Raw genomic sequence first — 13838 nt, 5'->3', positions numbered from 1 at the left:
ACAATGGCAGACTTACAATCTATAAAAACACGCTTCGGAATTATCGGAAATTTTCCGGCACTTAATCGTGCTTTGGAAAAATCTATTCAGGTGGCTCCTACAGATATTTCGGTTCTCGTAATTGGGGAAAGTGGTGTTGGGAAAGAATTTATTCCGAAAATCATCCACTCAGAATCACGAAGAAAACATCAGCCTTACATCGTCGTAAACTGTGGCGCAATCCCAGAAGGAACGATAGATTCCGAACTTTTCGGTCACGAAAAAGGCGCTTTCACCGGCGCAACTTCTACAAGAAAAGGCTATTTTGAAGTCGCAGATGGCGGAACAATTTTCTTGGATGAAGTTGGTGAATTGCCTTTGCAGACACAGGTTCGTCTTTTGAGAGTTTTGGAAAGCGGCGAGTTTATGAAAGTTGGTTCTTCCCAAGTTCAAAAAACCAACGTGAGAATCGTCGCGGCGACCAATGTCAATATGATGAAAGCCATTCAAGATGGACGTTTTCGTGAGGATTTATATTATCGTCTAAATACCGTTCAGATTGATATGCCGGCTTTGCGAGAAAGAAAGGGAGACATCCAATTGTTATTCAGAAAGTTTGCGATAGATTTTGCTGAGAAATACAGAATGCCGGAATTGGTGTTAACGGATGATGCAGTAAATTATCTGGAAAATTATCCTTTCCCTGGAAATGTTCGTCAATTAAGAAATTTAGTGGAACAGATGACGGTAGTTGAAAAAAATAGAACTATTAATTCTGTTAAACTTGCTGAATATATCCCGATGCAAGCGAACTTACCGGCGTTGGTTCAAAAAGCAGGAAATGGCGTTTCCAACTCGGATTTCAATTCGGAGCGGGAAATCATGTATAAAATTCTGTTTGATATGCGCAACGACTTAAATGATTTAAAATCCTTAACTTCGGAACTCATAAAAAACCGTGGAAATAGCGACTTCAGCAATCAGGAGAAAAATCTCATCAACCGCGTTTTCACACCGGAAACACAAGTTCAGAACGCGAATTCGTTACTGTATTTTGAGAGTCCGAACGCCAATCAATTTCCGAATTCCACGATTATTTCTGATGGCAACGAAAATTTTGACGAAGTAGAAGACATTGAGATCGAAGAAACAAAACCCGATTCGCTCTCCTTGCAAAACAATGAAAGAGAACTGATTGTAAAAGCCCTCGAAAAGCATAAAGGCCGAAGAAATAAAGCTGCAGATGAGCTCGGAATTTCGCAAAGAACGCTTTATAGAAAGATAAAACAGTATAATTTAGAAGACTAAAATGATTCAAAATTCAAAATTTAAAATTCGAAATTTCGGTTTGACAAAGGTCTTTTTTCTTTGCATTTTGTTCTTTCTCCAAAGTTGTTACTCGTTCACAGGCTCATCACTAAGTCCCGAAACAAAAACAATTCAAATTAAAGAATTCCCGAATAATGCAGCGCTAATGAATGCGAATCTTGCCCAACAATTTTCGACAGACATACAAAACAGATTTCTGCAAAGAACTACACTGAAAGGTACATCCGAGAATCCGGATATTTTGATAGAAGGTGAAATCACCGATTATTCGATCACACCAACGACCATTTCCAGTGCGGTAAACGCTCCGGGAGGAACCATTCAAGCTGCGCAAAACAAGCTTACCATCACCGTAAAAGTTCATTATGAAAACAAAATCGAGCCGGATAAAAGCTTCGATAGAACTTATTCCGATGAAGCCGCTTTCAGTAGTGATTTGGACATCAATACCATTGAGGCTTCTCAGGTAAAGATTGTCAACGAAAGAATCATCAATAAAATTTTTAACGATATTGTAGCCAATTGGTAAGATGAATCCAAGAGTTTTAGAATTAATAAAAAATCCGGAATTGTTTCAGAAAGAAGATTTAGAAATCTTAAATTATGAAATAAAAAAACAAACTTACATACAGAATATCAGAGCATTATACCTGTACGGAATTTCCAAGCATCAACCAGAAAATTACCCAAAAGAACTCTCCACTACCGCAGCTTACACTACGGATAAAAAAATCCTTTATCAATTTATCAATAAAAAAGAAATCGCAGAAAAAGCTACAATTACCGAAACTATTAGCAGGGAAGAACCTCTAATTCAAGAAATTAAGGAACAACTAACTGAGGTTCCTGTTGCATTAGAAAAGAGTAAAACTATCCTTCCCACACCAATTGAAGCTCCAAAACCAGTGTATGTTGATGGAGTTCTGAACAGAATTTTATTTGATGGAGAAGAAAATTTCCTTGAAAATGAATCTGTGAAAATCGACATCGAATCTACACGAGAATCTGGAATAATTGTAACGCAGGCAATTCAAAAAGAAGAAAAAACAGAAACGGAAATCCCGAAAATCGAAGTGGAAATTCTACCAAAAGAAGAAACTATTCAAGAAAAAATCGTTCTTGAAAAAGCCAAAAATATAGCTACTGAAAAGCAAGAAGAAAACATTGCGGAAGTTAGTTTTCACGGAATGGAAGAATTTTTACCAGAAGTAAAAATCGTTAGCAAAAACTCTGAGCCTGTTGTATATCAAGTTCCTAAACCGACTTTGAGCAGACACGAAGAAGAAATGCAACGACTTATTGCCGAAGTCGAAGCAAAAATGAAAAATTCGAAAAAAGAAAAGGTAAAAACTGAAGAAACTCCACATTCAAACGCGGAAGTAAATTTTGCTGAAACTCAAGATTTTATACCAACCGAAATTAAAAATGAAATTTCAGAAGAAAAAATTATTGATAAAAAAAATGAAGTAGAACCAGAAATTTCCAAAAAAATTGAAGTTGTTGAAAACGCCAAAAAAACAATTAAATCTGCTCAACTTGAACCAGAAAACTCCAAAGCCGATATCGTTATAGAGAAAAAACCATGGAAACCCATGAGTTTTAACAGCAACACTCCTGATTCTTTAATTGATAAGAAATCAGAAGAAAAACTGGAAATAGTTGAAATCCCTGAAACTAAAATCATTGAAGAAACATCAACAAATTCGGTTGAAAAAAGCGAGGCGAGACCTGTCTTCAATGTTTCATTTTTTTCTGAAAATGTTTCTCCAATTCAAGATAAACAAAAAATAGAAGTAACGGAAAAAATATCAGAAGAACAAACCATTGAAACTTCAGAAGCTCCGGAAAGCAATATTCCAAATTTCATCAATACTTGGCAAAATTGGCTAAAAATTGGCCAAAACAAAGAAGAAACAACGGAAATTCCTACAAATTCTAAAGAAAAACTGATTGAGGAATTTATTGTGAAAGAACCAAAAATTTCTAAATTAAAAGAAGATTCCGATTTTGTAGTGAAAGAAAAAAACGACAATATTTCGCACTTGATGACCGAGACTTTGGCGAATTTATACCTTGAACAAAGATTGTATTCCAAAGCAATTAAAGCGTTTGAAATTTTGATCGAAAAACATCCGGATAAAGAAACATATTTCGCTGAAAAAATCGATCAAATCAAAGAATTACGTCAAAATAAATAATTTTTTCTACTCTAAATTCTTCGTTTCGACCGCTTCCACATCGATAATTTTAGCATGACCAGAAGAATTAAAACTTCGGAATTTACGCCATAATTTTCTTCCCATAACAATTACGACAATTATTAAAACAACTGCCACAAGGAAAGCAATAAAAGGTGCTGTCATTGCCAAAATCGACATAATTCCGGCTCCCGCAGTTTCTGTAGTTGCGACGACCGAATTCCCCAAACCACCCGTTGTAGCAGTAGAAGCCGCCCGTGTTCCCGCAAATCCCGAACTGATCGCAGCTGCGGTTCCTCCTCCAGCTATCAATGCTAATGCCCACTGCGGAAACGTGCCAATGTCTGCAAACTGGCTTGCAAACATAACAGATCCGGCGACTGTTGCCAACGGAACCGATAAAGTATCCAGCAGATGATCAACATAAGGAATATAATAAGCCAAAATCTCGACAACCGTTGCAATCCCCGTGGTAATAAGCGTCGGTAAACCAGCGAGCCATTCGAAATTTTCATTCATGGGAATCCAACCCATATAAGAAGCCAAACTCACCGCAAACATCGGAAGAAAGACTCTGAAACCGGTTGCCGCAGCAAGTCCAATTCCTATAAATGCACTTATTGCGTAAGGTAAAAAGGGAATATTTTCGAGCATTTCATTTAATTTTATTGTATTATTGAATCAAATTTACAAAAACTATGCTAATACGATAAAATTATTTTTTTGATTTACAGAGACTTATAAAATTTTGTTCCAAAGATTTAAAATCTTTTGGCATTTCCGAACTTACCCAAAAAATCATGGATAAAGAATGTGCTCCAAAAACAGTAGTAAAAACAGATTTATTCAATCGATAAACTTCCCGAAGTTGCCGTTTGATTCGGTTTCTATGAACAGCTTTTTTAAAATAACGCTTTGAAACAGACACTCCAACCTTCTGATTTTCAACAATTAAACCCTCTTGCGGTTTTTTATCTAAATCAATTGAAATCACTCGCAAATTCCCACAAGTCAACCATTTACCTTTTCCGAAAAGCAAATCAATTTCTCTTTTTTGTTTAAGTTTTTCCTTGGTAGGATATTTTTGATTCAAAGTAAATAATTTGATAAATTGGTTTTATTTAGATTCTTTTGTTAAATAATTAATAACCTCAGCTGCAGCATATAACCCAAAAATCGCAGGCATAAAACTGATGGTTCCATAAAAAGAACGTTTAAAATTAGTTCCATCTGTCATTTTCAGACTATCTTCATCCTGAATTTCATTTGAAAATACACAGCGAATTCCTTTATTAATTTTTTCTTTTTTTAGACGTTTTCTTACATTTTTCGCAAGATAGCAATTATAGGTTTTACTGATATCGCGCACCATCACCTTAGATGGATCAGTTTTTCCGCCCGCTCCCATACAGCTTACTATTTTTATTTTTTTACGTTTTGCGATTCTAATTAAAGTGATTTTCGGAGTAACGCTATCAATACAGTCCAAAATATAGCTAAATGACTGTGAATCAACAATCTCCTCAATCCGTTCAGCAACTAGAAATTCATTAGTTTTCGTCAATTCCAACTTCGGATTGATGTCCATCATTCTATCGCCAACAATTTCAACTTTCGGTTTTCCAACAGTGGAATGAAGCGCCGGAAGTTGCCTATTCACATTAGTAATATCCACTACATCGCCGTCTACAATAGTAATTTTTCCAATTCCGGCTCTTGCGAGAAATTCAGCTGCGAACGAACCAACTCCACCTAAACCCACAACCAAAACATTTGCGTTTTGAAGTTTTTCAATCCCATTTTCTTTAATGAGCAGTTCGGTTCTTTCTAGCCAATTTTTCTCCATTTTATATAGAAATTTGTAAATTTTTGAGGTTTTTTTTAATTTTTTGTTGGAAATCTTCAATTCTACAACTTTTCAATTCTGCAATTTTGTAGTATAAATCTTTAATTTCAAAATCTGCAGAGTCTGTTTCCAGAAAAAGTTGATCGATCGGAATTTCTTTCAGAAAATCCTGCAAATTTACGTTATACAGCGCCGACTTTCCAAAACTTAAACAAAACTCATTTTTCAGCATTTCATCGCCGATGGTTTTTCTTTTATTGAAACCGTGAACAATCATCGGAACTTTCGATTTTTTTTTGAATTGAATAAGTTGGGAAAATCTTTTAACGCAATGAATGATGATAGGTTTTCGAATTTCATTGGCGAGTTCGATTTGTTTTTGAAAGATTTCATGCTGTAGGTTTTCATCAATTTCTACCAAACCATCCAAACCGCATTCTCCTATTGCTACGCAGTTTTCCAACTTTACAATCGTTTTTAACCACAAAAAATCTTCCTCAAACCTATCCGAAATATCTTGGGGATGAATTCCGGCTGAAAAATAATTTGCCGGTGGAATTTCATTTAACTTTAAATTATAAATTCCATTTTTTTTATTAAAATCATGATGGTGAAAATCAAAAAACTCCATAATCAAATGTAAGAAAATTCGGGTAAAAAAATTTAAACATTTGTTTTAAATGAGCAAAAAAAATCCTTAACTTTACTCAAATTAACTCACCATGAAGAAGGAATTCTCGGAAAAACAAATTCATATTTTAGATGTCGCGGAAAAATTGATTGCAAAAAAAGGTTTTGAAGGTACTTCGATTCGTGATATTTCTTCGCAGGCGAACATCAATGTTGCGATGATTTCCTATTATTTCGGTTCGAAGGAAAAAATGATGTCTTATCTTTATCGATATCGGGTTCAAAAAACCAGGGAAAGTTTCGCGGAATTTGCAGAAATCGTCAAAGATGGAAAACCTGAAATGCAATTAAAAGAACTCATAAAATATGTTGTAAATCAATTATTTAAATTCAATTACTTCCACGGATTTGTAACACAAGAACTTCGCCATACAGAACATTTGAAAACCGATCTTTTGGAGTTTTACACCACTTTTACTTCGAAAATCGATGATGTGATTAAAAAAGGGGTTGCGTCGGGAGTTTTCCAAAATACACCGAAACCTGAAGATATTTTGACACTGATTGTGGGTTCGTCACTTTTTGTCATTCGAAACAAAAACTTCTACGAATTGTATGTTACCGGAAAAGAGGAAACGTATTTGCAAGATGCGGAAAAGAAAATTCTGGCGAATTTACTGGTCACTATTTTCTCATTAGTTGGTTATTCTGCGAGCTAAATCGGAGCTAAATCGTCTTAAAAAAGGCAATTGCGTTAAATTATAAGTTAAATTATCATAAAAAAAAAACTATTGGCAAAAAAATTATATTTTTGCAAACTGAACCGCAGAAACCCTCTTAACTATTTCTGCCATAAAAGATTTATGAAAAAATATTTGATAGTACTCCTCGCAATTTTCACATTGTCGGCTTGTAACAGACAGCAAGAACTCGCAATGAAAAGCGCAGATAAAGATTATATCCTAAAAGTTGCCAACGAAAAATTTGAAAACAAAAAATGGGCAGATGCATTGGCGCTGTACGAAAGACTTTCGAATCTTGTTGCGGGTACCGATGACGCTCCAAACGTGGTGTACAACTCAGCTTACGCAAATTATTACGACAAAAATTACAAACTTGCAGGTCATCAGTTTAAGAATTTTGCAGTAACTTTCCCTCAAGACAAACGTGCGGAAGACGCCTCATACATGTCTGCTTTGTGCTATTACGAAGGTTCCATGGATTATAATTTGGACCAAACTAGCACTGAATTGGCCATCAATGAACTTCAAAGTTTCTTGAACAATTATCCAAATTCCGAGAAATCGAAAAACATCAATGAATTGATTGACGAATTGAGCTATAAATTAGAATTTAAAGCTTACGAAAACGCAAGACAATACTACAAAATGGCTGATTATAAAGCAGCAAACGTGGCTTTCGAGAATGTTCTTAACGATTTTCCGAGTACAAAATTGATTGATAAAATCTACGAATATATCTTAAAATCGAAGTATGAACTCGCTGTAAATTCGGTTTATGACTTGAAAAAAGAGAGAATCGAAAATGCTTTGGCTTTCACAAAACAAGTTGAAAGAGATATGCCAAATACTGCAAATGCAAAACTAGCAATTGACTTGAGAGCTAAACTTTTGAAGGAAAAAGAAAATTTCGCTGAAGTTGAAAAGAAAGTAGAAACCCGAAAAAAAGAACTTCAAGAAAAGATTAGAGCTGAAGAACTAAAACAACATCAGGAAAAAGACCAAAAAGAAGCTGAAAAGAAAGCTGAAAAGATTAAAAGAGACAGCGCCGCACTTTCTACACCCGCACCTGCTGCAACTTTCCAAATCCAAAAATAAACTGTATATTTGCACACTTTAAATATAATAACACCACTGAAAATGAGCGCAAAAGATTCTAAAGCCGAACTAAGTACAATAACTTACGACAAAGATAAAATCGAAGAAAAAGTTGGTTCTATCTACGAAGCCATCGTAATTATGGGAAAAAGAGCAGAACAAATCAATGCTGAAATTCGCTCTGAACTTCATAATAAATTAGACGAATTTGCGGTTCACAACTCTACTTTGGAAGAAGTTTTCGAAAACAGAGAGCAAATTGAAATCTCTAAACACTACGAAAAACTACCAAAACCTACTTCTATCGCAATTCAGGAGTGGCTTGACGGAGAAATTTATTTTAGATACACTGACGAGAAAAACCAAAATTAACCCAAGTTTTTCTCCTCCAGAAAATAAGAATCGCAGAAGTTTTTACTTTTGCGATTTTTTTATTCTTCTACCTTTTTAAATTTTTAACTAAATTCGTGCAAGCTAAATCTCAAACTAATGATCCTAGAAGGTAAAAAAATTCTCATTGGTATATCCGGCGGAATTGCCGCTTACAAAATCAATTACCTCATCCGCGACCTTATCAAAAAAGGCGCTGAAGTTCAGGTTTTGATGACTCCTTCAGCGGAAAATTTCGTATCAAAACTCACCCTTTCTACCCTTTCCAAAAAGCCCGTTTACTCCGATTTTTATTCCAAAGATGGAACTTGGAATAATCATGTTGAGTTCGCGCTTTGGGCAGATTTAATGCTTATCGCTCCGTGTACAGCGAATACTTTGGGTAAAATGGTTCATGGGATTTGCGACAATTTGGTTATTGCGACTTATATGTCGGCGAAATGTCCGGTTTTTATTGCTCCTGCGATGGATTTGGATATGTATCAGCACCCTTCTACAAAACAAAACTTGGAATTGGCTGAAGATTTCGGGCATATTATTATTCCCGCAGAAAGTGGCGAATTAGCCAGTGGATTGATTGGACAAGGAAGAATGGCGGAACCAGAAACCATTGCAAACACCATTGAATCTTTTTTTAATTCCAGTCAAAAAACAAAAAATTTAACCGGAAAAACCGTACTTATCACCGCTGGACCCACTTATGAAGCAATTGATCCTGTGCGTTTTATCGGAAATCATTCATCGGGGAAAATGGGATTTTCCATTGCCCAAGAAGCTGCAAATCGAGGTGCGAAAGTGATTCTGATTTCCGGGCCGAGTTCTCAGCAAATTCATCATCAAAACATTGAAATTCACCGAGTTACTTCCGCAAAAGAAATGTACGAGCAAGTTTTCAATTATTATGAAAATGTAGATATTGCGATTGCAAGTGCGGCCGTTGCTGATTATGCTCCGAAGGAAATTGCCAAAGAAAAAATTAAGAAAAACGATGATTCATTGACGATTGAATTGGTGAAAAATCCGGATATTTTGAAAACGATGGGCGATAAAAAAGATAAACAATTTTTAGTAGGTTTTGCACTGGAAACTCAAAATGAAGAAGAAAATGCGAAAGGAAAACTTCAGAAAAAAAATCTCGATATGATCGTTCTCAATTCGCTTCGTGAAGAGGGCGCAGGTTTCAAAAACGATACCAACAAAATCAAGATTTTCACCAAAACAGAAATGAAAGAATTCACCTTGAAATCAAAAGATGAAGTAGCAACCGATATATTAAATTGTATAGAAGAACAGATTTTGAAATAATATTCCTAAATTTCCGTTCTTTAATTTTACCAAAACATGAAGAAACTTTTTACGATATTCATTCTCATTTTTTCCTTTAATCTAAGTTTTTCCCAAGAACTTTTGGCGACCGTGCAAGTAAACGCGCAGCAATTGGGAGGAAGTAACAATCAAGTTTACAGAACTTTAGAGAAAAACCTTCGGGATTTCATTAACAACACCAGTTGGACCGGAAAAAAACTGCAGAATTTCGAGAAAATTAAATGCAATTTCGCCATCGTAATTACGGAAAGAACAGGAAGCAACAATTTCCGTGGAAACATCATCGTACAAGCCGTTCGACCGGTTTTTAACACTACTTATGAATCTCCTTTACTGAACATCAACGATACCAATTTCGGTTTTGAATATACTGAGAACGAGAATCTGGTTTTCAACGAGAGACAATTTTCAGGTAAAAACCTCATCGACGCAGTCAGTTTTTATGTTTACACAATTTTAGGTTACGACGGGGATAGTTACAGAGTTCGTGGCGGTCAAGAATGGTTTGAAAAAGCGCAGAAAATATCCAATAATTCGCAAAACCAAAATTTTGCGGGTTGGTCGCTCATCGAAGGTAATAAAACCAGAGCTGCATTGATCGACAATATCCTAAAACCAGAGCAAAACACGCTCAGAAACCTTTTCTACACCTATCACCGCGCCGGTTTGGACAATCTCGGAAAGCAAGATCAATCATCAGCGAAGAAAATCATCGCTGACGCGCTATTGCAACTGAAAACTTATGAAAACAATTTCCAGATGAATTATCCGGTGAATCTTTTCATCGACACCAAAAAACAGGAAATTTTTGATATTTTCAGCAACGGAAACAATGCGACCGTGAACATGACCGAATTGAAAGCTCTTTTCGTAACAATGGCTCCGAGAGAAATCGACAGCAAATGGAATAAGTGGAAATAAACCCACCATTCCGAAATTTCGTTCTGCTATTTCGGTCCTTCTTTTTTTAATACCCTTTAAAATCCTTAAATTTACAGCTTCAAGTTCGTAAATATAATTTCGTAAACGGCTTTTATCAACATGCTTTCAAGAATTTTCATTCAAAATTTCGCGTTAATCGATTCCCTCGAAATTACTTTAAACAAAGGTTTACAGGTAATTACAGGTGAAACAGGTGCTGGGAAATCAATTATTCTCGGAGCTTTACGTCTGATTTTGGGAGAAAGAGCCGACACGAAATCCCTTCAAAATTCCGAAGCGAAAAGCATTGTTGAAGCCGAATTTTTAATCAACGAAAATTTCAGAAATTTTTTTGATGAAAACGACCTCGATTTCGAAAACCAAACCGTGATCCGGCGCGAACTGTTACCGAACGGAAAGTCCCGTGCGTTCATTAACGATGTTCCGGTAACTTTGGAAACACTGAAACTGCTTTCTTCCAAACTAATCGATATTCATTCGCAGTTTGAAACCTCCAATTTGTTTGATGAAGATTACCAATTCCGAATTATCGACGGACTTTCTAAGAATAAAACCTTGATTTCCGTTTACCAAAAAGAATTTACTGAGCATAAAAAATTGGTAAATGAGTTCGATAACTTAAAAAAACAACTTTCCGAAGGCAATAAAGAAAGCGATTACAAATCATTTTTGTTAAATGAATTGTTGGAGGCTAATTTGGATCTCATCGATTTGGAAGACCTTCAAAGCCAAGTGAAACGCCACGAAAACGCTGAAACCATCACCGAAAATCTCTCGCAAATCTTCAGCAAGCTCGATGCGGAAGAAATCGGGATTTTGGATTCTTTGAACGATGTGAAAGGAAAACTTTCGAAAGTTGCCGATCTTTCTCACGAATTCACATTGCTGAACGAAAGATTTCAAGAAAATTTTGTGGAATTTAAGGACATCCTTTTTGAATTACAGGATGAGGCTGAGAAAATGGAAACCAGCCCTGAAATTCTTGCGGAATTGAACCAAAAATTAAATACGGTTAACCTTTTATTGCTGAAACACAATGCGAATTCTATCGATGAACTGAAAGCGATTCGCGATGAAATTTCCAATGAGCAAGGTACTTTCGTGGACTTAGAATTCCGAATTTCCGAAGTTGAAAAGAAAATTTACGCTTCTTCTGAACATTTAGAAAAGTTAGCGAAAGAATTATCTGCCAACCGAAAAAAATCTGCTCCGGATTTTGTGAAAAAAATTGAAGCGTTACTGAAACAGCTCGGTTTAGAAAAAGCAAAAATCGAAGTCGAACTGAAAGACAGCCAGAATTTCAATCCATTCGGGAAAGAACAAATTCAGCTGATGTTTCAGGCCAATTCCGGGTTTCCACTAAAGCCAATTCAGTCGGCAATTTCCGGCGGTGAAAGATCTCGTGTAATGCTTTCTGTGAAAAAAATTATGGCAGAAAACGCTGAACTTCCAACCTTGATTTTAGATGAAATCGATACGGGAGTTTCCGGAAAAGTCGCTGAAGAAATGGGAAATGTAATGCGCGAAATGTCCGAAAATATGCAATTAATCGTCATTACTCACCTTGCGCAAGTCGCAGCAAAAGGCAACAACAATTACAAAGTAATGAAAGATGATGTTTCCGGAAAAACACAATCGACGATTTTGCCGCTAAGCGATGACCAAAAACTTCAAGAAATTGCGCAATTGCTTTCTGGAAGCAAGATCACAGACGCGGCAATTTCTCAGGCGAAAGAATTAATGAAATAACTTTTCTTCCAAAAAAGAATATTTTACCTCAACAAAATTTAAAATCACTGCGGTATTTTTCCTGTTGCCACGATTATTTTTATTAACACCGCGGTGATTTATTTTTCTTAATATTTCCGAATAATTTTCAGTTTTTTACACCATGTCTTCAGGTTTCACCCATTCATCAAACTGTTCCGCGGTGAGCAAACCGAGATTCACCGCTTCTTGCTTCAAAGTAGTTCCGTTTTTATGTGCAGCTTTGGCAATTTTTGCCGCATTTTCGTAACCAATATGCGGATTTAGGGCAGTAACCAACATCAATGATTGATCTACTAACTCTTTAATTCTTGACAAATTGGGTTCAATTCCTACCGCACAATGATCATTAAAAGAAATACAAGCATCGCCCAAAAGTTGAGCAGATTGCAAGAAATTGTACGCCATCACTGGTTTGAAAACATTTAATTCATAATTTCCCTGAGTTCCTGCGAAAGAAATCGTGGTATCATTTCCCAAAACTTGTGCGCAAACCATCGTCATTGCTTCATTTTGTGTCGGATTTACTTTTCCGGGCATGATCGAAGAGCCGGGTTCGTTTTCAGGAATCAAGATCTCACCGATACCACATCTCGGTCCGGAAGCCAGCAAACGAATATCCTGCGCGATTTTGTATAATGACACTGCAAGCTGCTTCAATGCTCCGTGAGATTCCACAATTGCATCGTGTGCAGCGAGCGCTTCAAACTTATTAGGAGCCGTTACAAAAGGTAAATCTGTGAATTCTGAAATGTATTTTGCTACGGTAACATCATAATCTTTCGGAGTATTGAGTCCGGTCCCAACAGCAGTTCCGCCAAGTGCAATTTCCTGTAAATGATCGAGCGTATTGGTAATGGCCTTCATCGCGTAATCGAGTTGAGCCACATAACCGGAAAATTCTTGACCCAGCGTTAATGGTGTAGCATCCATCAAATGAGTTCTTCCGATTTTCACGATATTTTTAAATTCTTCAGATTTAGCGTGAAGCGTATCTCTGAGTTTTTTAACAGCCGGCAACGTATGTTCAACCACTTTTTTATAAGCAGCAATGTGCATTGCCGTTGGAAAAGTATCGTTGGAACTTTGGGATTTATTCACATCATCATTCGGGTGAATTATTGATTTCTCACCTAAAACGCCGCCATTATTCACATGAGCTTTGTTGGAAATTACTTCGTTCACATTCATATTACTCTGCGTTCCAGAACCGGTTTGCCAAATCACCAGCGGAAATTGATCATTGAGTTTTCCTTCTAAAATTTCATCGCAAACGTTGGCAATCATATCCCTTTTTTCTTCGGAAAGCACTCCCAATTCGCAATTCGCAAAAGCAGCTGCTTTTTTCAAAATGGCAAAAGCTTCGATGATTTCATGCGGCATAGAAGCTTCCGGACCTATTTTGAAATTATTTCTTGAACGCTCGGTTTGCGCTCCCCAAAATTTCTCTGCGGGCACCTGTACATCGCCCATTGTATCGTGTTCTGTTCTAAATTTCATTGTAATTAAATTGATCAACTAAAGTTACGATTTTCATTTTTGATGAGAAAGAAAAAGCAAAATAAGATTTCATTGATTGTAAAATATTAATTA

The 13838-nt window shown here is 36.2% G+C and carries 14 protein-coding genes; 9 read left to right on the top strand and 5 right to left on the bottom strand.

Going from position 1 to position 13838, the window contains the following annotated elements; all coding sequences use genetic code 11:
- Positions 1–3: 3 nt before the first annotated feature.
- The 3 genes from H0S70_RS11460 to H0S70_RS11450 are packed head-to-tail and all read left to right on the top strand — an operon-like array spanning position 4 to position 3506.
- Positions 4–1287 (top strand): sigma-54 interaction domain-containing protein, encoded by a 1284-nt coding sequence (locus H0S70_RS11460; RefSeq protein ID WP_123903988.1) that lies wholly within the window; start codon positions 4–6, stop codon positions 1285–1287.
- Position 1288: 1 nt separating this feature from the next.
- The gene (locus H0S70_RS11455) at positions 1289–1837 is read left to right on the top strand and encodes an LptE family protein (RefSeq protein WP_188320890.1); all 549 of its coding nucleotides are present in this window, start codon (positions 1289–1291) and stop codon (positions 1835–1837) included.
- A 1-nt stretch (position 1838) separates the two neighbouring features.
- Entirely contained in the window at positions 1839–3506 is a 1668-nt protein-coding gene (locus H0S70_RS11450; protein ID WP_188320889.1) for a tetratricopeptide repeat protein, read from the top strand.
- 6 nt (positions 3507–3512) lie between these two features.
- Here H0S70_RS11450 and H0S70_RS11445 read toward each other — a convergent pair whose 3' ends face one another.
- From H0S70_RS11445 to H0S70_RS11430, 4 genes are all read right to left on the bottom strand, one after another.
- Positions 3513–4160 (bottom strand): DUF4126 domain-containing protein, encoded by a 648-nt coding sequence (locus H0S70_RS11445; RefSeq protein ID WP_123249161.1) that lies wholly within the window; start codon positions 4158–4160, stop codon positions 3513–3515.
- 61 nt (positions 4161–4221) lie between these two features.
- Positions 4222–4599: a ribonuclease P protein component gene (rnpA, locus tag H0S70_RS11440; protein WP_188320888.1), complete on the bottom strand. Its 378-nt coding sequence runs from the start codon at positions 4597–4599 to the stop codon at positions 4222–4224.
- A gap of 24 nt (positions 4600–4623) precedes the next feature.
- On the bottom strand, positions 4624–5352 hold the full coding sequence (locus tag H0S70_RS11435; RefSeq protein WP_188320887.1) for a tRNA threonylcarbamoyladenosine dehydratase: 729 nt from the start codon (positions 5350–5352) through the stop codon (positions 4624–4626).
- 1 nt (position 5353) lies between these two features.
- Positions 5354–5983, bottom strand: a complete 630-nt coding sequence (locus tag H0S70_RS11430; RefSeq protein ID WP_188320886.1) for a TatD family hydrolase — start codon at positions 5981–5983, stop codon at positions 5354–5356.
- A gap of 91 nt (positions 5984–6074) precedes the next feature.
- Here H0S70_RS11430 and H0S70_RS11425 point away from each other — a divergent pair, with 91 nt between their 5' ends.
- From H0S70_RS11425 to H0S70_RS11400, 6 genes are all read left to right on the top strand, one after another.
- Positions 6075–6701 (top strand): TetR/AcrR family transcriptional regulator, encoded by a 627-nt coding sequence (locus H0S70_RS11425; RefSeq protein ID WP_188320885.1) that lies wholly within the window; start codon positions 6075–6077, stop codon positions 6699–6701.
- Between the two features lie 144 nt (positions 6702–6845).
- Positions 6846–7820, top strand: a complete 975-nt coding sequence (locus tag H0S70_RS11420; RefSeq protein ID WP_188320884.1) for an outer membrane protein assembly factor BamD — start codon at positions 6846–6848, stop codon at positions 7818–7820.
- 42 nt (positions 7821–7862) lie between these two features.
- Complete coding sequence (locus H0S70_RS11415; protein ID WP_123249156.1) at positions 7863–8192, top strand: DNA-directed RNA polymerase subunit omega; 330 nt, start codon at positions 7863–7865, stop codon at positions 8190–8192.
- Positions 8193–8309: 117 nt separating this feature from the next.
- Positions 8310–9515: a bifunctional phosphopantothenoylcysteine decarboxylase/phosphopantothenate--cysteine ligase CoaBC gene (gene coaBC / locus H0S70_RS11410; RefSeq protein WP_123903980.1), complete on the top strand. Its 1206-nt coding sequence runs from the start codon at positions 8310–8312 to the stop codon at positions 9513–9515.
- A gap of 36 nt (positions 9516–9551) precedes the next feature.
- A complete protein-coding gene (gene porD / locus H0S70_RS11405; RefSeq protein ID WP_123903979.1) occupies positions 9552–10457 on the top strand; it encodes a type IX secretion system protein PorD in 906 nt (301 codons plus the stop codon).
- Positions 10458–10577: 120 nt separating this feature from the next.
- Complete coding sequence (locus H0S70_RS11400; protein ID WP_188320883.1) at positions 10578–12227, top strand: DNA repair protein RecN; 1650 nt, start codon at positions 10578–10580, stop codon at positions 12225–12227.
- 135 nt (positions 12228–12362) lie between these two features.
- Here the strand turns inward: H0S70_RS11400 and fumC are convergent, their stop codons facing one another.
- On the bottom strand, positions 12363–13745 hold the full coding sequence (fumC, locus tag H0S70_RS11395) for a class II fumarate hydratase (protein WP_188320882.1): 1383 nt from the start codon (positions 13743–13745) through the stop codon (positions 12363–12365).
- Positions 13746–13838 lie beyond the last annotated feature (93 nt).

The sequence above is a fragment of the Chryseobacterium manosquense genome (genome assembly GCF_014623485.1).
Taxonomy (GTDB): domain Bacteria; phylum Bacteroidota; class Bacteroidia; order Flavobacteriales; family Weeksellaceae; genus Kaistella; species Kaistella haifensis.
The sequence above is the reverse complement of the archived record's forward strand: the minus strand, read 5'-3'. Positions and strand labels throughout refer to the sequence as shown.